Genomic DNA, 15580 nt, shown 5'->3' on the forward strand with positions numbered 1-15580 from the left:
CCTGGAAATTATGCGGGTTCGGTTCGGGCAATGATCCTGTCGGGGTTGATCCTTTGCCGCCTGGGTCACTAGAATGCGGCGCCTGCCTCGCACCTACCGGTGATCCTTGAACAAAATTCCCGCAAATCAGCACGCAGCGCCGGGTCGGGCGGAGCAGAACGCCACGCGCCTGTCCTTCTCTTTTATCGGCGTTGCCCTTGCGACCTGGGCGCCTCTGGTCCCCTTTGCCAAGATGCGTGCGGGCCTCGACGAAGCAGGACTGGGCTTGCTGCTTCTTTGTCTCGGCGCGGGGTCCATCCTGGCGATGCCGATCTCCGGGGCGCTCGCGACGCGGTTCGGATGTCGCGCCGTCATTCTCGTCTCGGGGGCGACCGTCTGCATTGCCCTGCCGCTTCTCGCCTGGCAGTCGATACCGATGGCACTGGCAGCGACCTTGTTCGTCTTCGGCGCCGCCGTTGGCGCTTGCGAAGTGGCGATGAACATCCAGGCGGTCATTGTCGAAAAAGGCGCGGGGCGGCCGCTGATGTCGGGACTGCATGGTTGCTTCAGCATCGGCGGATTTGCCGGTGCCGGCAGCGTCAGCTTGTGCCTGTCGCTGGGGCTGACGCCGCTGGCGACGACGGGCTTCGTCACCATCGCGCTGGTGATGATCCTGCTGGCGGCCGACCGCCGCAACCTGCGTTATGGCAATGAGGGCGGTGCGCGCTCGCCGCTCTTCGTCATGCCGCGTGGCATCGTCCTCTTCATCGGTTTGTTGTGCTTCATCTGCTTCCTGGCGGAAGGCGCCATGCTCGATTGGAGCGCCGAATTCCTCATTTCCGAGCGGTCGGTGCCACACACCTCGTCGGGAAGCGCCTACACGGCCTTTGCCATCGCCATGACGGTGGGTCGATTTGGCGGCGACCGGATCGTTGCGGCACTGGGGCGAATCCGCGTCATGGTGCTTGGCGGATTCCTGATGGCAGCGGGATTCAGCCTGGCGATCTGGGCGCCGGGGATGGCTGGTGCCTTGTTCGGCTTCCTCTGCATCGGCCTCGGCGCCTCGAACATCGTTCCCGTGCTTTACACGGCGACAGGTGCCCAGTCGGTCATGTCGCCAAGCCACGCCGTCGCTGCCATCACGACCATCGGTTACAGCGGCATTTTGCTGGGGCCGGCGGCGATCGGATTCGTCGCGAAGGCGAGCAGCCTTGGAACGGCCTTCCTGCTGATAGCGGCGCTTATTCTGATCGTGCCTTTGAGTGCCAAGCTGGTCGCAGGCCGTCGGCGATCCGAGACTGACGCGCCCGCCTAAGGCATGGTTTCGATAGGTTTCCGGACACTTTTCGCAGGCGTTGGGTATCTTCGCGCCGACCAGGCGATGGACGAGCGCAAACGCGCCTGGCGAACCCAGTAACGCCTATTCTGCCGGTGCCGCTTCGGTCGCTTCCGGTTCGTAGTCCGGCTCGCGGTCGCCCGCCCGCCGATGCAGCCACAATGAAAACAGGCCGGTGAGCGAAGCCAGCAGCGCAATGGCAGCACCGACCCACGGCACATTCTGATAGCCGAAGCCGTGGGCGATGGGGAGGCCACCCAGGAAGGCGCCGGAGGCGCAGCCGATATTGAAACCGGCATGATTGAGGACCGAGACCAGGTTTGGCGCCCCTTTGGCTTCCTTCACAACATGCATCTGCAGCGGTGCGACCACGGCGAAACCGGCCATGCCCCAGACGATGAGGGTGATAATGGCAGAGAGGGGGGCGGCCGATGTCAGCGTGAAGAGCGCCAGCAGGCAGGCAATCAGCAGGAACAGGCTGATGAGCGACGGCATCAGTTTCCAATCCGCCAACCGGCCGCCGATCAGATTGCCGATGGTAAGCCCGATCCCGAACACGACCAGGACATAAGTGACCGAGCCCAGTTCGATACCGGTCACATCGGTGAGGATCGGCCGGATATATGTGTAGACTGCGAACATCGACGCTGCCGACATGGCGCTCATGGCCATGCCAATGATGACTTGCGGCCGCTTCAGCACGGCGAACTCGCCCAGCATCGAATCCGCCTTGTGGGCCGGCAGGCGCGGCACCATGAGGGCGACGGCAATGGCCGCCACCGCACCGATCGCCGCCACGGCGACGAAGGTGAAGCGCCAGCCGAAAGCCTGGCCGAAGGCCGTGCCGCCGGGAACGCCCAGCACATTGGCGACGGTCAGGCCGGCCATGGTCAGTGCCATCGCCTGCGCCCGGCGGTTGGGCGGTGCCAGGTCGGCGGCGACCACGGCGCCGATACCCATGAAGGCGGCGTGCGCGAAGGCGGTGAAGACTCGCGCCGCCATCATCAGCTCATAGGTCGGTGCTGCCGCGCAGAACAGGTTGCCCAGCATGAAGACGCCCATCAGGCCGAGGAGGGCCCCTTTGCGTGGCAACCGCGCCGTCAGGATGGCCAGGATGGGGGCGCCGATGATGACACCCACCGCATAGCCGGTGACCAGCAGGCCCGCCTGGGGAATGTCGACCTGGAGATCGCGCGCCACGTCCGGCAGCAAGCCCATGATCACGAATTCGGTCGTGCCGATGCCGAAGCAGCCGGCAGCCAGGGCGATGATGGAGCGCGGCATCGACATGCGCAGGCCTCGGGGAAAGCTAGGGAAGATTGCTTGTCCTATTTCTCGCACATGCGAAATGAACCGAACAGTTAATTTGTCATATCATTCGTGCAGGCGGCCACGCGACGGCTGCATATCGATGATGCCCCCGTGCGCCGTTCTCGATCTCGACCCTTTGCTCTACTATCCGCCCGCCATTACCAAGACATTGGAAAATCATGAACAAACGACTTGAAGACAAAGTGGCGCTGATAACCGGCGCCACCTCGGGCATCGGTGAGGCCATCGCGCGGCAGTTCGCTGCCGAGGGGGCGCAGCTCATCCTCACCGGCCGCAATGAGGCGGCCGGCACCGCGCTCTGCCGCCAGATCGGCGGCCGCTTCGTGGCTGGCGATGTGATGGAAAAGGGGCTGGCCGAGCGCCTTGTCGATCTTGCCGTCGCCGAGCATGGGCGGCTCGACATCCTCGTCAACAATGCCGGTATCATCCATCGCGGCAACATTCTCGAGACTTCTGACGAGGATTTCGCCCGCGTCATGGGCGTCAATGTCGATGCCGTCTTCCGCTTCAGCCGCGCCGCCATCGGCCAGATGGTGAAGCAGTTCGAGGCAACCGGCCGGGGCGGCTCGGTCGTCAGCATCGCATCCGACTGGGCCTTCGTCGCCGGCAAGCGCGAGCTCGCCTACTGCGCCTCGAAAGGGGCCGTCGTCATGCTGACCAAGGCGATGGCGCTCGACCATGCGCGGCAGGGAATCCGCGTCAATGCCGTCTGTCCGGGTGATGTCGAAACACCGATGCTGATTGGTGGCATCCAGCACCGGGGCGATGCCCCGGCCGAGGGGTTGAAGAAGAATGGCGAGGCTATTCCGATGGGCCGTGTCGGCCAGCCGGAGGAGATCGCCCGGGCCGTCGCCTTCGTCGCCTCCGACGAGGCAAGCTTCATGACCGGCCATGCCATGCTGGTCGATGGCGGGAATACCGCGCAATAAGCCTGATCTATCCGCGCAGGGTCTTCCGCCTGGCGCCGTGTGATCTATCAAGTCGTACCCATTATCGCTGGGGAATTCTCAATGAAAGCGTTGGTTTCTCTGCTCCTGCTGGTGCTCGGTTGGACATTCAATGCTCTTCCGGCGCAGGCCGACCGGCTGCCGGACGGCGTTCGTCTGGAGCGAAACATTTCCTACGGCACCTCCCGCGACCAGCGTTTCGATGTCTATCTGCCGGCGCATCCGCAGAATGCGCCGATCCTCTTCATGGTGCATGGCGGTGGCTGGAAGCGCGGCGACAAGGAAGCGAGCGGCGTCGTCGACAACAAGGTCGCGCGCTGGGTGCCCAAGGGGATCATCTTCGTCACCGTCAATTACCGCATGATGCCGGATCTCGAGCCCGTCTATCAGGCCGATGATGTAGCGCTCGCCTTGGTCAAGGTGCAGCAGATGGCCGCCGGCTGGGGTGGCGATCCGGACAACATCATCCTGATGGGGCATAGTGCGGGTGCCCATCTCGTCACCCTCATCAACAGCGCGCCGGAGATCGCGACCGCCAAGGGTGCGCGGCTGTGGAAGGGTACCATTTCGCTCGATAGCGGCGCCATGAACGTGCCGGCGATCATGAACGCGCGGCACTTCAAACTCTATGACGAGGCTTTCGGCACCGATCCGGCTTTGTGGGAAGCGGCCTCGCCCTTTCACCGCGTGAAGGGTGCGACGCAGCCGCTCCTCGGCATTTGCCGCCAGCGCTCGCCCGACGCCTGCCCGCAGAATCGCGCCTTGGCCAAGAAGGCGAACGACCTCGGCGGCCACATGACCGTTCTGCCGATGCCGATGAGCCACGGTGACATCAATTTCGAGCTGGGGAAGCCCGGCGCCTACACCGAGCGCGTCGAACAGTTCATGCGCGACCTCGGTTGGAAAATCTGATCAGCCTCGCTCGTCAGGGCGCGACTTTCCCGGATCTTTGAAGGGAATACCGTCGCCGGCAATCTCTGGCGGAAAGTTCGAATAATCCTCGATGGCGAGGCATTGGGCGATCTGTTCGCCGACGCGCAGGGGAAACATGCCGAATTTCACTTCCAGCATGTACCCCGCCCGCGTTGGCCAAGTATAAGTGCCGAAGACAGGTTGGCCTGTCTCATAGGCGCGCCGATAGCTGTCTTCCAGAATCTTGTTGGCGCCGTATTTGTCGGCCGCGACGAACTCGTCGACATAGCGGCCGGTCAGGCTGAAATCGTTCCAGCGATCCGCCTCGGTTCCGGTCAGGATATAGAGAACGCGAAACGGATCGGTTTCGTATTTGACGATGTAAAGGTAGGGCAGCAGCTTCTTGATATCGGCAGGCTCGATCTGCGAGCGCTGCGGGGCATGACCCCCAGCCAGGGCCTGCCAATAAGCATGAAGGGCCTCGACTCCACCCGCTGATTGCCGAAAGCTTCCCATGAGTCGAGCATGAGGTATCGGCGGATGGCTGTCGAGTCCCTCTCACATGTCCCGTTGCCGGTCAGTGTGCGAAAATATTGGAAAGCTTGTCATAGCCCCAATCGATATCCGCGATCTGCCAGCCTTTGGCGCCCTTGACCAGCGAGAGCTTCAAATCCTTGGCCTCACCATAGTTGGTGAAGCGCACATGCGCTTCGGTCTTCTCCGGATCGCTCGACTTTCCAACCGCAGTCTCGATCTTGCCGATCTCCCAATCCTGCGCGTCGACGAAAGGATCGCCATCCAGGGTCGGCACATCGCCCTTGGCGGCGGCCACCGTCGCATCGTCTTCGATCAGCTTGGCGAGTTCTGGCGTGAAGTAAGTTTCGATCACCTTGTTGTCGGCGAGGTCGACGCCGCTTCCCGCGGGCTTCTCGGCATAGTGGCCGTAAAGATCGTCGAGCAGTGCCTGCGGACTGGCAAAGCCCGCTTCTTCGGCATCGGCCGGCCGTTCCGGCGCGGTGCAGGCGACGATGACGAAAGCGGCCAACAGGCAGATCGGTTTGAACGCACGCAACATTCGGTTACCCCTTCAGTGAACGAGTTTTGACAAGGCTTCGGCGGCAAGCCGCCGGGTGATATCGCCGGCTGATTCCGGTCGGCCGAGACCGACCGCCTGACCCGCCCAAAGCGAACCGAAATCGCCCGATCCCGCGGCTTCGGCTGTCGATTTGAGCGGTGCCAATGCACCACCGGCGAGTGGAAAGGCGGGCACCGCCCGCGACAAGGGCCCCAGTTCCCGCATGGCCCGATTCATCAGTCCACGCGCCGGTCGCCCGGTGAAGATATTGGTCAGTGCCGTACCGTTGTCGCTGGCGGCGGCGAGTGCCGCGCGGTGCGGCTTCGAGATGCGCGCCTCCGGCGAAAAGAGATAGGCCGTCCCGATCTGCACGCCGGCGGCACCAAGCGCCAGCGACGCCACGATACCGCGGCTATCGGCGATTCCCCCGGCGGCAATCACCGGAACCTTCACCGCATCGACCACCTGTGGCACCAGTGCCATCGTGCCTGCCTGTGTCAGCGCGACGTCGAGCGGATCGCCGCCCAGGAACATGCCGCGATGGCCGCCGGCCTCGGCACCCTGTGCGATGATGGCATCGACACCGTGCGCCTCCAGCCATTTTGCCTCGGCCACCGATGTGGCCGACGAGATGATCTTGGCGCCTGCCGCCCGGACGCGCGCCAGCAGCGGTTCCTCGGGCAAGCCGAAATGGAAACTGACGACGGCCGGGCGGAATTCTTCGACCATGCGGCAGAGACTGTCATCGAAGGGCGTGCGATTGCTGCCGGGAATGTTGCCGTCAGGGTCGATCCCCAGCTCCAGATAATAGGGCCGCAACCGCTGCCGCCATGCTGCCTCCCTTGCCGCGTCCGGTACCGGCGGTTCGTGGCAGAAGAAATTGAGATTGATCGGCTTGTCGGTCTGCTGGCGAATGATCTGCCATTCGCCGCGTGCTTGATCGGCGCTGAAGGTCGCCATCGGCAGCGCACCGAGGCCACCCGCCTGTGCCACCGCGATCGCCATGTCGGCATAGCAGGGACCGGCCATCGGTGCCTGCAAGATCGGGTGCTCGATGCCGAATAGATCGAGCAGGCGTCGGTCGGGCCACATCGCAGAGGATCTCCTTCAGGCGGCAGCCGGCACCAAGTCGAAATGGAACACTTTTGACATGATCTGCCAGCGCCCGTCCAATTTCACGAATGTCAGAATGTCCGTGAAATATTTCGGTCCGATGGCGCAATTGACAATTGCCACGGCAGTGACGGGACCGGCGAAGGTGATCGAAACGATACGGTCGGCGCGTTTCTCGTTGCGGCTGGCCGGCGCGGGCCTGGCATCGACCACAGGAAAATAGGTCGCCATGCTGTGGTAAGTGAGGGTTCCTTCGGTGGCACAGGCATAAATGGCCTGTGGGTGGAATACCTGGCCCAGCCGCTTCGTATCAGAATGATAGAGGCCGTCAAAATAGGTTTCCAGGCTGGCAACGACTTCCTGGTACCGTTGGTCCATGATCTGCTACTCCCGCCGGGTTTGCTTGCTGATCGCCAGATTAGAAGGATATTCTGTTGCGTGTATACCGGCCAAGCGCATGCCAGCCATGCAGGTCTTTAGGGGAAACTGGATGAACCATTTTGCGATGGGTTGTTTCGGCCCTCTGTGCCGATAGGCCCAACCCGCCCGTCATGCGTCGGCTTGCCCTCATCCTTTTGTTTATCTCGCTCTTGCCCGGCCTGGCGAATGCCCGTGCCTACCCGTCCATCTTCAATTCGAAGGAATTCGCCAATCAGGGCATCAAGAAATTCCCCAAATGGGTCGACATGTTGGCGCGCTGGCACAATGCGGCACCCTGCGATGATGACGAATGCACCACGGATGGCTGGCAGGATCTTCTCGACGATCTCCGGGATAAGGACCGGCTGACCCAGATCAAGGAGGTCAACCGCTATTTCAACGGCCTGCGCTATATCATCGACATGAAGAATTGGGGGGTCGAAGATTACTGGGCCACACCCTACCAATTTCTGAAAATGGATGGCGATTGCGAGGATTACGCCATCGCCAAATTCATGGCGTTGAAGGCGCTGGGCATCCCGCCCGAGGATATGCGGGTCCTGGCGCTGCGCGACCTCAATCTGAATGTCGGGCACGCAGTGCTCATCGTCTATGATGGTGACACGCCCTTGCTGCTCGACAATCAGATCAAGACCGTGGTGCCGGCGAACACGGTCAAGCATTACATGCCGATCTTCTCGCTCAGCGAAACCGGCTGGTGGCTGCATCGGCGCTGACCGGGCGATCTTCTAGGGCAAGGTTGAACAGAGGTCGATCAGCCGGTCGATCTCCTCCTCACTATTGTAATAGTGCGGGCTGGCGCGCACCAGCACCGGCAGATTGCGGCGCTCGGCATCGATGCGCGTACTCGCGGGGTCCGATGCGCCGATCGTAATGTTGGCGGCGGCGGCCTTGGCGACGATCTCGGCGGCCGCTATCCGTTCATGCGAGAAACTGACGATGGCGGAAGGATTGGCGCCGAGGTCCCGTACGGTGATGCCTCGCGCGCGGGCAAGGCCCGCCCGCAACCTGCCGCTCAATTCACGGCAGCGCGCCTCGATCCTTTCCATGCCGATTGCCATTGCATAGTCGGCGGCAAGGCCCAAACCCAGGCGGGCCGCGTAATTGTTCTCCCAGTTTTCGAAGCGGCGCGCGTCGGCGCGCAATTCGTATCTGTCGCGTGCCACCCATTCGGCCGAAAAATGGTCGATCATCGGCGGTTCCAACCGTTCCAGCATGGCGCGCCGGACATAGAGGAAACCGCTGCCGCGCGGCCCGCGCAGAAACTTGCGGCCCGTTGCCGACAGCATATCGCAGCCGATGGCATCGACATCCACCACCATCTGGCCGACCGCCTGGCAGGCGTCGAGCAGATAGGGAATGGCATGGCGCCGCGCGATGCCGCCGATCTCGGCTGCCGGATTGGTCAGCCCGCCATTGGTCGGCACCCAGGTGATCGCGATAAGCCTGACGCGCTCGTCGATCATGCTCTCCAGCGCCGCGACGTCCAGCTCGCCGCTTGGCGTCGACGGAACGATTTCGATGCGGGCGCCGTGGCGCCGGGCGATTTGCAGGAAGGCCACGTAATTGGCGCCGTACTCCGCCTCGGCGGTGAGGATGCGGTCGCCGGGCTTGAAGGTCTGTGCCAACCCGTAGAACGCCATCTGCCAGGCAACGGTCGCGTTCTCGACCAGGGCAATCTCGTCCGGTGCGGCGTTGATGAGGCGTGCGATCGAATGATAGACGCCGTCAAGCCGCTCGGCTTCGCGCGCCGCGGCGGCATAGCCGCCGATCTCAGCCTCAAGCGCCAGATATTCCTGCATGGCGGTGACGATGGGCGCCGGCGTCAGTGCAGCGCCGGCATTGTGCAGATAGGCCCGGCGTGACGTGGCCGGCGTATCGGCGCGAATGAATTCCCAAGCATACATAGAGACAGGACCAATTTGTGAGAGATGCGACTTTATACCCGCTTGTTAACGGCAGGTTAACCGCACCTTGTTTTATGATCGATCAACAAAGCAATTCAGTCGGGGGGAAAGAATGTTCGGTCTCGGTCGCCGCCGCGATGGCTTGGCGGTGAAGTCAGAGTCTGTTTCGGCGCAGGCATCGGACGCGGACACATTCCACCTCGCCTTGGCAGCATGCCTGCGAGAACTGGCTGCCGGCAACTTTGAAAAGGACCTGACCTGCGAGAAGGCTCTTCCCAGCACGGATGCAGCCCGAGAACTGGCAACAGCCCTGCGAGCTCTGGCCGGCAATCTGCAAACCCGCGCTTCGCGCGATCTCGACGCCAGCGTTGCCCTGACCATCAACAGCAACGAGGCGGCTATCCGCAGTGCCCGCCTCATTGCCGCGTCGCGCCATACGTCGGAAAAGACGCAGATCCTTGCCAGCGCCTCGACCGAAATGGTCGCTTCGGTGAAGGCCATCAGCGAAACAAGTCACGCCGCTGCTGACGAAGCCGGTCAAATGCGCCTCATTGTCGAAGAAGGTGTGAGCGCCGTACGCCGCGTGACCGGGACGATGGAAGGCATTGCCGCGTCGGTCACGGATGCCAGCAGCAAGGTCACCGACCTCAGCGTCGCATCGGAGGAGATCGGCTCCATCGTGTCGACGATCGAGGCCATCGCCAGCCAGACCAATCTCCTCGCCTTGAATGCCACGATCGAGGCTGCGCGGGCAGGGGAATATGGCAAGGGTTTTGCCGTCGTCGCGACCGAAGTGAAGAACCTGTCACAACAAACCAGCCGCGCGACCGAGGACATCAAGGCCCGGATCGGCCGTCTGCGCAGCGAAATGGCGCGCATTGTCGAGGCCATGTCGACAGGCGCCGCGGCAGTTGCCACGGGAACCTCCGAAATGAGCGATCTCGCTGCGAAAATCGATGCTGCGGGCGTCCGGACCGTCGCCGTGAGTACGAAGATGGACGAGATCGCCGGCATCCTTGCCGAGCAGAACGCCGCCATTGACGAAGTTTCGCGCGGCATCACCAACATTGCCGAGCTTTCTGCTTCCAATGTCGATGAAGTGACGCAGCTTTCCGAAGTCATCGACAACAACCAGTCGCATCTCTCCAAGCAGCTGCAAGGCCTGGCCGATTGTTCCTTCCCGCACAAAATCACCCGCCTTGCCAAGGCCGATCACGTGATCTGGAAAAAGCGCCTGGTCGATATGTCGGTCGGGCGCACGAAGCTCCTGGCCGAGGAACTCAGCGATCATCATTCTTGCCGGCTGGGTAAATGGTACTATAGCGACGCGTCGGCGGAGTTCAGGTCGCATCAGGATTTTCGTGCGCTGGAGAAGCCGCACGCGGCCGTTCACCAGCACGGAAAGGAAGCCGCACGCCTATTCGCCGCCGGCAATTTCGACGCGGCCTTGCGCGAGATCACCGAGGTGGAGCATGCATCGGAAGAGGTGCTGGCACACCTCGACCGACTGAGCAGCCTCTAGTTCGGTCGAGTCTGCAAACTGAAAAATCTCAGGCGGGAACCAGCGCTTCCGGCGTCGCCTTCAGCCGGTTGGCGTCGCGCAATGGCGGCGCGCCGAAGAGGCGGCTGTATTCGCGGCTGAATTGCGACGGCGATTCATAGCCCACCTGATGCCCGGCGCTGGCGGCATCGGACCCCTGAATAAGGATCAGGCGCCGCGCTTCCTGAAGGCGCAGCTGCTTCTGGTATTGCAGCGGACTCATTGCCGTCACCAGCTTGAAATGATGGTGCAGGGCTGACGTGCTCATGCGCGCCTCTGAAGCCAGCAGCTCGATGCTGAACGGTTCGGTGAAATGCTGGCGGATCCAGGCAATGGCGCGGGTGACGCGTTGCATCTTGCTGTCGGCCTGTGCGATCTGCCTGAGACGTGCCGCGTCGGGCCCTTGCAGCAGGCGATAGAGGATCTCGCGCTCGGCCAGCGGTCCGAGGACGGCGAGGTCGCGCGGGTTGTCGAGGAGGCGCAGCAGGCGGATCACCGCGTCGAGGAGCTCCGGTGTCACGGTGCTGAGGCTCAAGGAGGGGCCCGGTGCCGGCTCGCGGCCGTTCTCGTCGGCCATGCCGGATTCCAGGATGAGCTCGCTGATGAGCGACAGGTCGAGATTGAGCTTGAAGCTGAGATAGGGCTTCTCGGCTGTCGCCTCGACGACCTGACCCACGACCGGCACGTCGACCGAGGCCACCAGATACTGCGCCGCGTCGTAATAAAAGATCTGTTCTCCCAGGATCACCTGCTTGCGTCCCTGGGCGATGATGCAGAAGGCCGGCTGATGGACGCCATGCATCGGCTCGGATGGCTTGCTCAATTTGATGACGGCGACACGAGACAGGGCCGTTTCATGGACCCCATCATTCCTGGTGTTTTTGTCAATCAGGGCAGCAAATTCGGCTTGCCTGTCCATGTCTTATTCCCTCCGCCAGAGAAGAATACGCACAATAAATCAGTGCGATAGGTTGTTTCGTATGAGCAAACCATATAGGGGCTCCAGCGGCCCTTGGAAGTGACAATTGGGCGTTCTGGAGAATTAGGCAAGAAACAGGCAGTTCTGGTCTACCGATCCCGACCCTCTATGCCCCATCTTCATCCCGTGACCGGCAGCGCGGTAGGCGCGTCAATCCCAGATGGGCGCAGCCCGTTGGGCTCGCAAGGCCGGTCCCCAGAAAATGATGGAGTTGGAAAATGGCAGCTAAGGCAAATGTCAGCGGCAGGGTTGTGCTCATCACCGGTGCCAGCAGCGGTATCGGCGCCGCGACGGCCCGCGAACTGGCGGCCGAAGGCGCCCGGCTGGTCTTGGGGGCAAGGCGCACCGACCGTCTGGAAAGCCTCGCGGGCGAGCTTGCGGCGACAGGTACGGAAGTCCGCTGGCAGCGCCTCGACGTTACCGACCGGGCCGATGTCGCGCGCTTTGTCGATTTCGCCGTGGCACAATTTGGGCGCGTCGATGTCCTCGTCAACAATGCTGGCCTCATGCCGCTCTCGCCCTTTACCGCGCTCAAGGTCGATGAGTGGGATCGGATGATCGATGTGAATCTCAAAGGCGCGCTCTATGGCATCGCCGCTGTTCTGCCGCTGATGAAGGGGCAAAAATCGGGGCACATCGTCAACATCTCGTCGATAGCGGGTCGTCGCGTCATGCCGACGGCCGGCGTCTATTGCGCCACCAAGTTCGGCCTGCATGCGCTCTCGGAGGTTCTGCGCATCGAGAATGACGATATCCGCGTCACGGTCATCTCGCCGGGTGTCACGGAATCGGAACTCGCCGACACGATCACCGACGAGAATACCAAGGCGATGGTCGCCAACATCCGCAAGCTGGCGATGGGGGCGGACGCCGTGGCGCGCGCCATTTCATTCGCCATTGCCCAACCCGAAGATATCGATGTCGGCGAGATCATGGTGCGGCCGACCCGCACCACGCACTGACGCCGGCGCGCTCGATCGCGAAAAAAGGAGAAACTCATGGCAGTACAAATGCAAGCATTGGCACGTCCCCTGCCGACACCGATCATCGACCGGACCGGCGACGATGTGCCGGCGAGCGGCGAATGGATCAGCCTACGCAGCGCCACGACACGCCTGCTGCTGACCGGTGACGGCCGCTACGCCAAGAAGCAGGGTCAGCGCGAGGCGACCTATAGTGGTCGCTACAGTCGGCGCGGCAGCGAAATCCGCTTCGTTGACGAATTCGATTTCGTGCTGACGGGCGAGATCGCGGGCGACACGCTCAGGATCGGCGAATATCTCTATCGTCGGGCGTGAGACTCAGGTGCCGGAGGTCGGCGTGGCGCGTGGATGCGTCTCGACGAAACGGGACAGCACCGCGCGCAGAACGGCGGCGTGCTTCAAGTCGCCTTTGCTTTCCGCGGATTTGATGTCGTCCAGGATATAGCGGCGGATGCAGCGCTCGCCTTGCGCATTTTCGCACAGGTAATTGGCCATCTCGGCCGCCGCCATCGCGGGGATGTGTTCATGTTCGGCAATTGCCGCGACGACCCCCTTGCTGACGCCGCACAGTGCCTGGCAATCCTCGAAGGTCAACATGCACACCTCCCGTCAGAGGGAAATGGGCCGGCGGCATCAACCGCCGGCCCTGTCGCATCATTTCACCGAGACAACCTTGAACGGCCGCGTGATGCCGTCATGTTCCGTGATCGAGACATACTCGCCCACGGCAAAGACGTGCTTGTCGAACTTGAAGGCGGCTTCGTCATCATCCGTGCCGGGGGCATAGGAGAAGACCCAGCGGTCCTTGCCGAGATGCTTGAGCACGCCCTGCTCATACTTCTCGCCACTCCAGAAGCGCCGCACGCGGCACTCCGCCTTGCTCGCCTTGAACGCCTCGGGGTCGAGGTGAAAATCGGCGGTGAGCGGGGCATGGAACTCGTACCCGCAATTGGGATCGCCGTCAGGGCGTTCCTTGGTGCGGGCCAGTTCCAGGCGGATGGTCTTCAGGCCGGCGCTGGCGCTCATAGCCTCCCCCTCAGGATGCGTTCTTGGCGGTGGTACCGGTGCCGCGGCCCTTGTCGCCGAGGCCCGGCTCCATAGCTGCCACGTTCTTATGATAGACCGCATAGACGAAGACGGGAATGTCGAGATCGCCCAGATGCTTTTCGACCAGCAGCTTGACGTCGCTCCAATCCAGGCCGCCGACGCCGGTCGCAAGACGCGGCAGCGCCAGGCTCTGTATCTTCTCCTTGGCGACCAGCTTCGCCAGTTCCTTCAGCGCATGATGCACATGCTCCAGCTTCGCCTTGCCGGGCTTTTCGCCGTGGCCATAAGCAGGCTCCTGCGTCATCAGATTGGCAATGGCCGGCCCCTCGGCGCCGCCCCAATAGAACAACTCGCCCGGTTTCGGATGGCTGCTCTGGCAGAAGTGGCGGAAATCCTTGACCATCGCCGGCCAACGCTCACGCAAGGCCAAGGCAAGGCCGCTATCGAAATGGTCACCTGGCGCCACGCCATGCGCCACGACCTGGGCCTTCGTCAACAGGATGTCCCCTTCCACTTCGCGAATCATATTCCTCGTCCTTTTTGGGTTGTTTGAAGTGTTCGTAAGGGGAAGGTTAGCTCCCTGCCGGGGGCGGTCCTTGATTTAGGTCAAGTTTCGCCGCTGCTTCCTTTGCCGTCTTTCCAAAGGACAGGATCTGTGATCCGCTTTCATCCCAGGGCAGCAGTGCTGCCCATGATCTCGGAGCCTGCGCAATTGAGATGGCGTTCTTCATTTTCTGTTCCAGCCCTGCTGGGGAGCTTGCTTTTCGGGGCGGTTGCAGCGCACGCGGATGCGGATTGTGACGCAGCACCCGGCGTCCGCCCGGAAATCGAAAGCTTCCTGACGCGCGCCACGGCTGCGCAAACAGCCGGTACCGGCACCATGCCGATCGATGCCGTACTCTTCGGCGTCACCGGGATCGATGCCGAGGATCGGGGCGAGCTTGACGCCCGTGCCGCGGTCGAACTGACGCGGCGCACAGCGAGCGGCGGCGACTATGTCAACCGCGGGCCGGCGCGTATTACGGTCGAGGGTATCTTCGCTGCCCGCGAAACCCTGTTCCGCCTCCCCAAATTGATCCTCGGCCGCTATCGGCTGGAAGGCGATGGTGCGACGCTCACCTACGATCCCGACCACACGGTCGAAGTGGGCGAACGTGTGCTGGGCATCCCCATTTTCATGGATGTCCACCGCATGTCGGTGACGCCACAGCGCCTTGCCTTTTTCTTTGCCGGCAATGACGGTGACGACCCCGACCGCTGCTACACGGTCGATTGAGAAAAGAAACGCCATACGGGGGGGAAGAATGCGTCGCCTGATTTCAATAGTCCTGCTCGCCATGCCGGCTCTGGTTGCGCCGGCCCTCATCGCATCAGCCCTGGCCGACAATGCCAAGCCGGGTATCACAGTCACACCTATCGTCACCACGGACAAGACCGCGAGCGGCCAGCCGATCATCCTGCCGCAGGGCCATCCGGAACTCATCGGCGCCACGTATGAGATCGCCCCCGGTGCCGTGCTGCCCGAACACAAGCACCCGTTCCCGCGCTACGCCTATGTCCTCAGCGGGACCTTGGCCGTCACCAACACCGATACTGGCGAGACAGTCACCTACAAGCCCGGCGACATCGTCGTCGAAGCCGTGGGGCAATGGCACAAGGGCGCCAATATCGGCACCGACCCGGTCAAGCTCGTCGTCATCGACCTGGTCGAGCAGGGCAAAGGGAATGTGGTGAAGAAGTAAGGGCCGGAAAACGAAAAAGCCGCCTCGAATGGGCGGCTTTCGGATCGTCAGCGCGAAGATGGACCGGCGCGATCTGTCCAAACTGGAGCGGGCGAAGGGATTCGAACCCTCGACCCCAACCTTGGCAAGGTTGTGCTCTACCCCTGAGCTACGCCCGCACCCTGTTTGGTCCTGCCCACATGGCGTTGGCCTCATGAGCGGGGCGCATCATACGCATCGGCGGCGCATTTGCAAGCGGCTTATTCTG

Annotated in this window: 19 protein-coding genes and 1 tRNA gene; 9 read left to right on the top strand and 11 right to left on the bottom strand. The window is 62.4% G+C overall.

The window, feature by feature from the left end:
• Positions 1–106: 106 nt before the first annotated feature.
• Complete coding sequence (locus tag ACE3PP_RS04280) at positions 107–1294, top strand: MFS transporter (RefSeq protein ID WP_374378251.1); 1188 nt, start codon at positions 107–109, stop codon at positions 1292–1294.
• Between the two features lie 105 nt (positions 1295–1399).
• Here ACE3PP_RS04280 and ACE3PP_RS04285 read toward each other — a convergent pair whose 3' ends face one another.
• The gene (locus ACE3PP_RS04285; protein ID WP_374378254.1) at positions 1400–2605 is read right to left on the bottom strand and encodes an MFS transporter; all 1206 of its coding nucleotides are present in this window, start codon (positions 2603–2605) and stop codon (positions 1400–1402) included.
• Between the two features lie 200 nt (positions 2606–2805).
• Between ACE3PP_RS04285 and ACE3PP_RS04290 the strand changes: the two genes are divergently transcribed.
• Positions 2806–3576, top strand: coding sequence for an SDR family NAD(P)-dependent oxidoreductase (locus ACE3PP_RS04290; RefSeq protein ID WP_374378256.1), 771 nt, complete (start codon positions 2806–2808; stop codon positions 3574–3576).
• A gap of 81 nt (positions 3577–3657) precedes the next feature.
• On the top strand, positions 3658–4506 hold the full coding sequence (locus ACE3PP_RS04295; protein ID WP_374378258.1) for an alpha/beta hydrolase: 849 nt from the start codon (positions 3658–3660) through the stop codon (positions 4504–4506).
• Here the strand turns inward: ACE3PP_RS04295 and ACE3PP_RS04300 are convergent, their stop codons facing one another.
• The 4 genes from ACE3PP_RS04300 to ACE3PP_RS04315 form a co-directional block, all read right to left on the bottom strand.
• Positions 4507–5022, bottom strand: coding sequence for a PAS domain-containing protein (locus ACE3PP_RS04300; RefSeq protein ID WP_374378260.1), 516 nt, complete (start codon positions 5020–5022; stop codon positions 4507–4509).
• A gap of 61 nt (positions 5023–5083) precedes the next feature.
• Positions 5084–5581 carry a DUF3828 domain-containing protein gene (locus tag ACE3PP_RS04305; RefSeq protein WP_374378262.1) on the bottom strand — a complete coding sequence of 166 codons (498 nt, stop codon included), beginning with the start codon at positions 5579–5581 and terminating at the stop codon, positions 5084–5086.
• Positions 5582–5593: 12 nt separating this feature from the next.
• Positions 5594–6673 carry an NAD(P)H-dependent flavin oxidoreductase gene (locus ACE3PP_RS04310; RefSeq protein WP_374378264.1) on the bottom strand — a complete coding sequence of 360 codons (1080 nt, stop codon included), beginning with the start codon at positions 6671–6673 and terminating at the stop codon, positions 5594–5596.
• Between the two features lie 15 nt (positions 6674–6688).
• Entirely contained in the window at positions 6689–7072 is a 384-nt protein-coding gene (locus tag ACE3PP_RS04315; RefSeq protein WP_374378265.1) for a nuclear transport factor 2 family protein, read from the bottom strand.
• Positions 7073–7194: 122 nt separating this feature from the next.
• On the opposite strand from ACE3PP_RS04315, the gene ACE3PP_RS04320 reads away from it, so the two are divergent.
• Positions 7195–7851, top strand: coding sequence for a transglutaminase-like cysteine peptidase (locus tag ACE3PP_RS04320; RefSeq protein WP_374378267.1), 657 nt, complete (start codon positions 7195–7197; stop codon positions 7849–7851).
• Positions 7852–7863: 12 nt separating this feature from the next.
• On the opposite strand, the gene ACE3PP_RS04325 is transcribed toward ACE3PP_RS04320, so the two are convergent.
• Entirely contained in the window at positions 7864–9042 is a 1179-nt protein-coding gene (locus tag ACE3PP_RS04325; protein ID WP_374378269.1) for an aminotransferase class V-fold PLP-dependent enzyme, read from the bottom strand.
• 112 nt (positions 9043–9154) lie between these two features.
• Between ACE3PP_RS04325 and ACE3PP_RS04330 the strand changes: the two genes are divergently transcribed.
• Complete coding sequence (locus ACE3PP_RS04330) at positions 9155–10564, top strand: methyl-accepting chemotaxis protein (RefSeq protein WP_374378271.1); 1410 nt, start codon at positions 9155–9157, stop codon at positions 10562–10564.
• 28 nt (positions 10565–10592) lie between these two features.
• On the opposite strand, the gene ACE3PP_RS04335 is transcribed toward ACE3PP_RS04330, so the two are convergent.
• Entirely contained in the window at positions 10593–11501 is a 909-nt protein-coding gene (locus tag ACE3PP_RS04335; protein WP_374378273.1) for an AraC family transcriptional regulator N-terminal domain-containing protein, read from the bottom strand.
• Positions 11502–11779: 278 nt separating this feature from the next.
• Between ACE3PP_RS04335 and ACE3PP_RS04340 the strand changes: the two genes are divergently transcribed.
• On the top strand, positions 11780–12523 hold the full coding sequence (locus tag ACE3PP_RS04340) for an SDR family oxidoreductase (RefSeq protein WP_374378275.1): 744 nt from the start codon (positions 11780–11782) through the stop codon (positions 12521–12523).
• Between the two features lie 36 nt (positions 12524–12559).
• The gene (locus ACE3PP_RS04345) at positions 12560–12859 is read left to right on the top strand and encodes an Atu4866 domain-containing protein (RefSeq protein WP_374378276.1); all 300 of its coding nucleotides are present in this window, start codon (positions 12560–12562) and stop codon (positions 12857–12859) included.
• 3 nt (positions 12860–12862) lie between these two features.
• Here ACE3PP_RS04345 and ACE3PP_RS04350 read toward each other — a convergent pair whose 3' ends face one another.
• Genes ACE3PP_RS04350 through ACE3PP_RS04360 form a run of 3 tightly spaced genes read right to left on the bottom strand, consistent with a single transcriptional unit; the run spans position 12863 to position 14117 of the window.
• Positions 12863–13141, bottom strand: coding sequence for a hypothetical protein (locus ACE3PP_RS04350; protein WP_374378278.1), 279 nt, complete (start codon positions 13139–13141; stop codon positions 12863–12865).
• Positions 13142–13198: 57 nt separating this feature from the next.
• Positions 13199–13570, bottom strand: a complete 372-nt coding sequence (locus ACE3PP_RS04355) for a hypothetical protein (protein ID WP_374378280.1) — start codon at positions 13568–13570, stop codon at positions 13199–13201.
• Positions 13571–13580: 10 nt separating this feature from the next.
• Positions 13581–14117 carry a macro domain-containing protein gene (locus tag ACE3PP_RS04360; RefSeq protein WP_374378281.1) on the bottom strand — a complete coding sequence of 179 codons (537 nt, stop codon included), beginning with the start codon at positions 14115–14117 and terminating at the stop codon, positions 13581–13583.
• Positions 14118–14303: 186 nt separating this feature from the next.
• On the opposite strand from ACE3PP_RS04360, the gene ACE3PP_RS04365 reads away from it, so the two are divergent.
• Both ACE3PP_RS04365 and ACE3PP_RS04370 read left to right on the top strand, forming a co-directional pair.
• On the top strand, positions 14304–14867 hold the full coding sequence (locus ACE3PP_RS04365) for a hypothetical protein (protein WP_374378283.1): 564 nt from the start codon (positions 14304–14306) through the stop codon (positions 14865–14867).
• Positions 14868–14895: 28 nt separating this feature from the next.
• Positions 14896–15333 (top strand): cupin domain-containing protein, encoded by a 438-nt coding sequence (locus tag ACE3PP_RS04370; RefSeq protein ID WP_374378285.1) that lies wholly within the window; start codon positions 14896–14898, stop codon positions 15331–15333.
• Positions 15334–15416: 83 nt separating this feature from the next.
• Here the strand turns inward: ACE3PP_RS04370 and ACE3PP_RS04375 are convergent.
• A tRNA-Gly gene (locus ACE3PP_RS04375) sits at positions 15417–15491 on the bottom strand.
• Positions 15492–15580 lie beyond the last annotated feature (89 nt).

Origin of the sequence: Dongia sp. (genome assembly GCF_041910485.1) — a bacterium.
Lineage (GTDB): Bacteria > Pseudomonadota > Alphaproteobacteria > Dongiales > Dongiaceae > Dongia.

What these genes read in the sequence shown, in the direction of transcription:
- ACE3PP_RS04355 (WP_374378280.1), bottom strand. Translation starts at nt 13,570, where the DNA reads ATGAGCGCCAGCGCCGGCCTGAAGACCATCCGCCTGGAACTGGCCCGC.
- ACE3PP_RS04340 (WP_374378275.1), top strand. Translation starts at nt 11,780, where the DNA reads ATGGCAGCTAAGGCAAATGTCAGCGGCAGGGTTGTGCTCATCACCGGT.
- ACE3PP_RS04325 (WP_374378269.1), bottom strand. Translation starts at nt 9,042, where the DNA reads ATGTATGCTTGGGAATTCATTCGCGCCGATACGCCGGCCACGTCACGC.
- ACE3PP_RS04290 (WP_374378256.1), top strand. Translation starts at nt 2,806, where the DNA reads ATGAACAAACGACTTGAAGACAAAGTGGCGCTGATAACCGGCGCCACC.
- ACE3PP_RS04350 (WP_374378278.1), bottom strand. Translation starts at nt 13,141, where the DNA reads ATGTTGACCTTCGAGGATTGCCAGGCACTGTGCGGCGTCAGCAAGGGG.
- ACE3PP_RS04305 (WP_374378262.1), bottom strand. Translation starts at nt 5,581, where the DNA reads ATGTTGCGTGCGTTCAAACCGATCTGCCTGTTGGCCGCTTTCGTCATC.
- ACE3PP_RS04370 (WP_374378285.1), top strand. Translation starts at nt 14,896, where the DNA reads ATGCGTCGCCTGATTTCAATAGTCCTGCTCGCCATGCCGGCTCTGGTT.
- ACE3PP_RS04315 (WP_374378265.1), bottom strand. Translation starts at nt 7,072, where the DNA reads ATGGACCAACGGTACCAGGAAGTCGTTGCCAGCCTGGAAACCTATTTT.
- ACE3PP_RS04345 (WP_374378276.1), top strand. Translation starts at nt 12,560, where the DNA reads ATGGCAGTACAAATGCAAGCATTGGCACGTCCCCTGCCGACACCGATC.
- ACE3PP_RS04360 (WP_374378281.1), bottom strand. Translation starts at nt 14,117, where the DNA reads ATGATTCGCGAAGTGGAAGGGGACATCCTGTTGACGAAGGCCCAGGTC.
- ACE3PP_RS04330 (WP_374378271.1), top strand. Translation starts at nt 9,155, where the DNA reads ATGTTCGGTCTCGGTCGCCGCCGCGATGGCTTGGCGGTGAAGTCAGAG.
- ACE3PP_RS04295 (WP_374378258.1), top strand. Translation starts at nt 3,658, where the DNA reads ATGAAAGCGTTGGTTTCTCTGCTCCTGCTGGTGCTCGGTTGGACATTC.
- ACE3PP_RS04310 (WP_374378264.1), bottom strand. Translation starts at nt 6,673, where the DNA reads ATGTGGCCCGACCGACGCCTGCTCGATCTATTCGGCATCGAGCACCCG.
- ACE3PP_RS04285 (WP_374378254.1), bottom strand. Translation starts at nt 2,605, where the DNA reads ATGTCGATGCCGCGCTCCATCATCGCCCTGGCTGCCGGCTGCTTCGGC.
- ACE3PP_RS04300 (WP_374378260.1), bottom strand. Translation starts at nt 5,022, where the DNA reads ATGGGAAGCTTTCGGCAATCAGCGGGTGGAGTCGAGGCCCTTCATGCT.
- ACE3PP_RS04335 (WP_374378273.1), bottom strand. Translation starts at nt 11,501, where the DNA reads ATGGACAGGCAAGCCGAATTTGCTGCCCTGATTGACAAAAACACCAGG.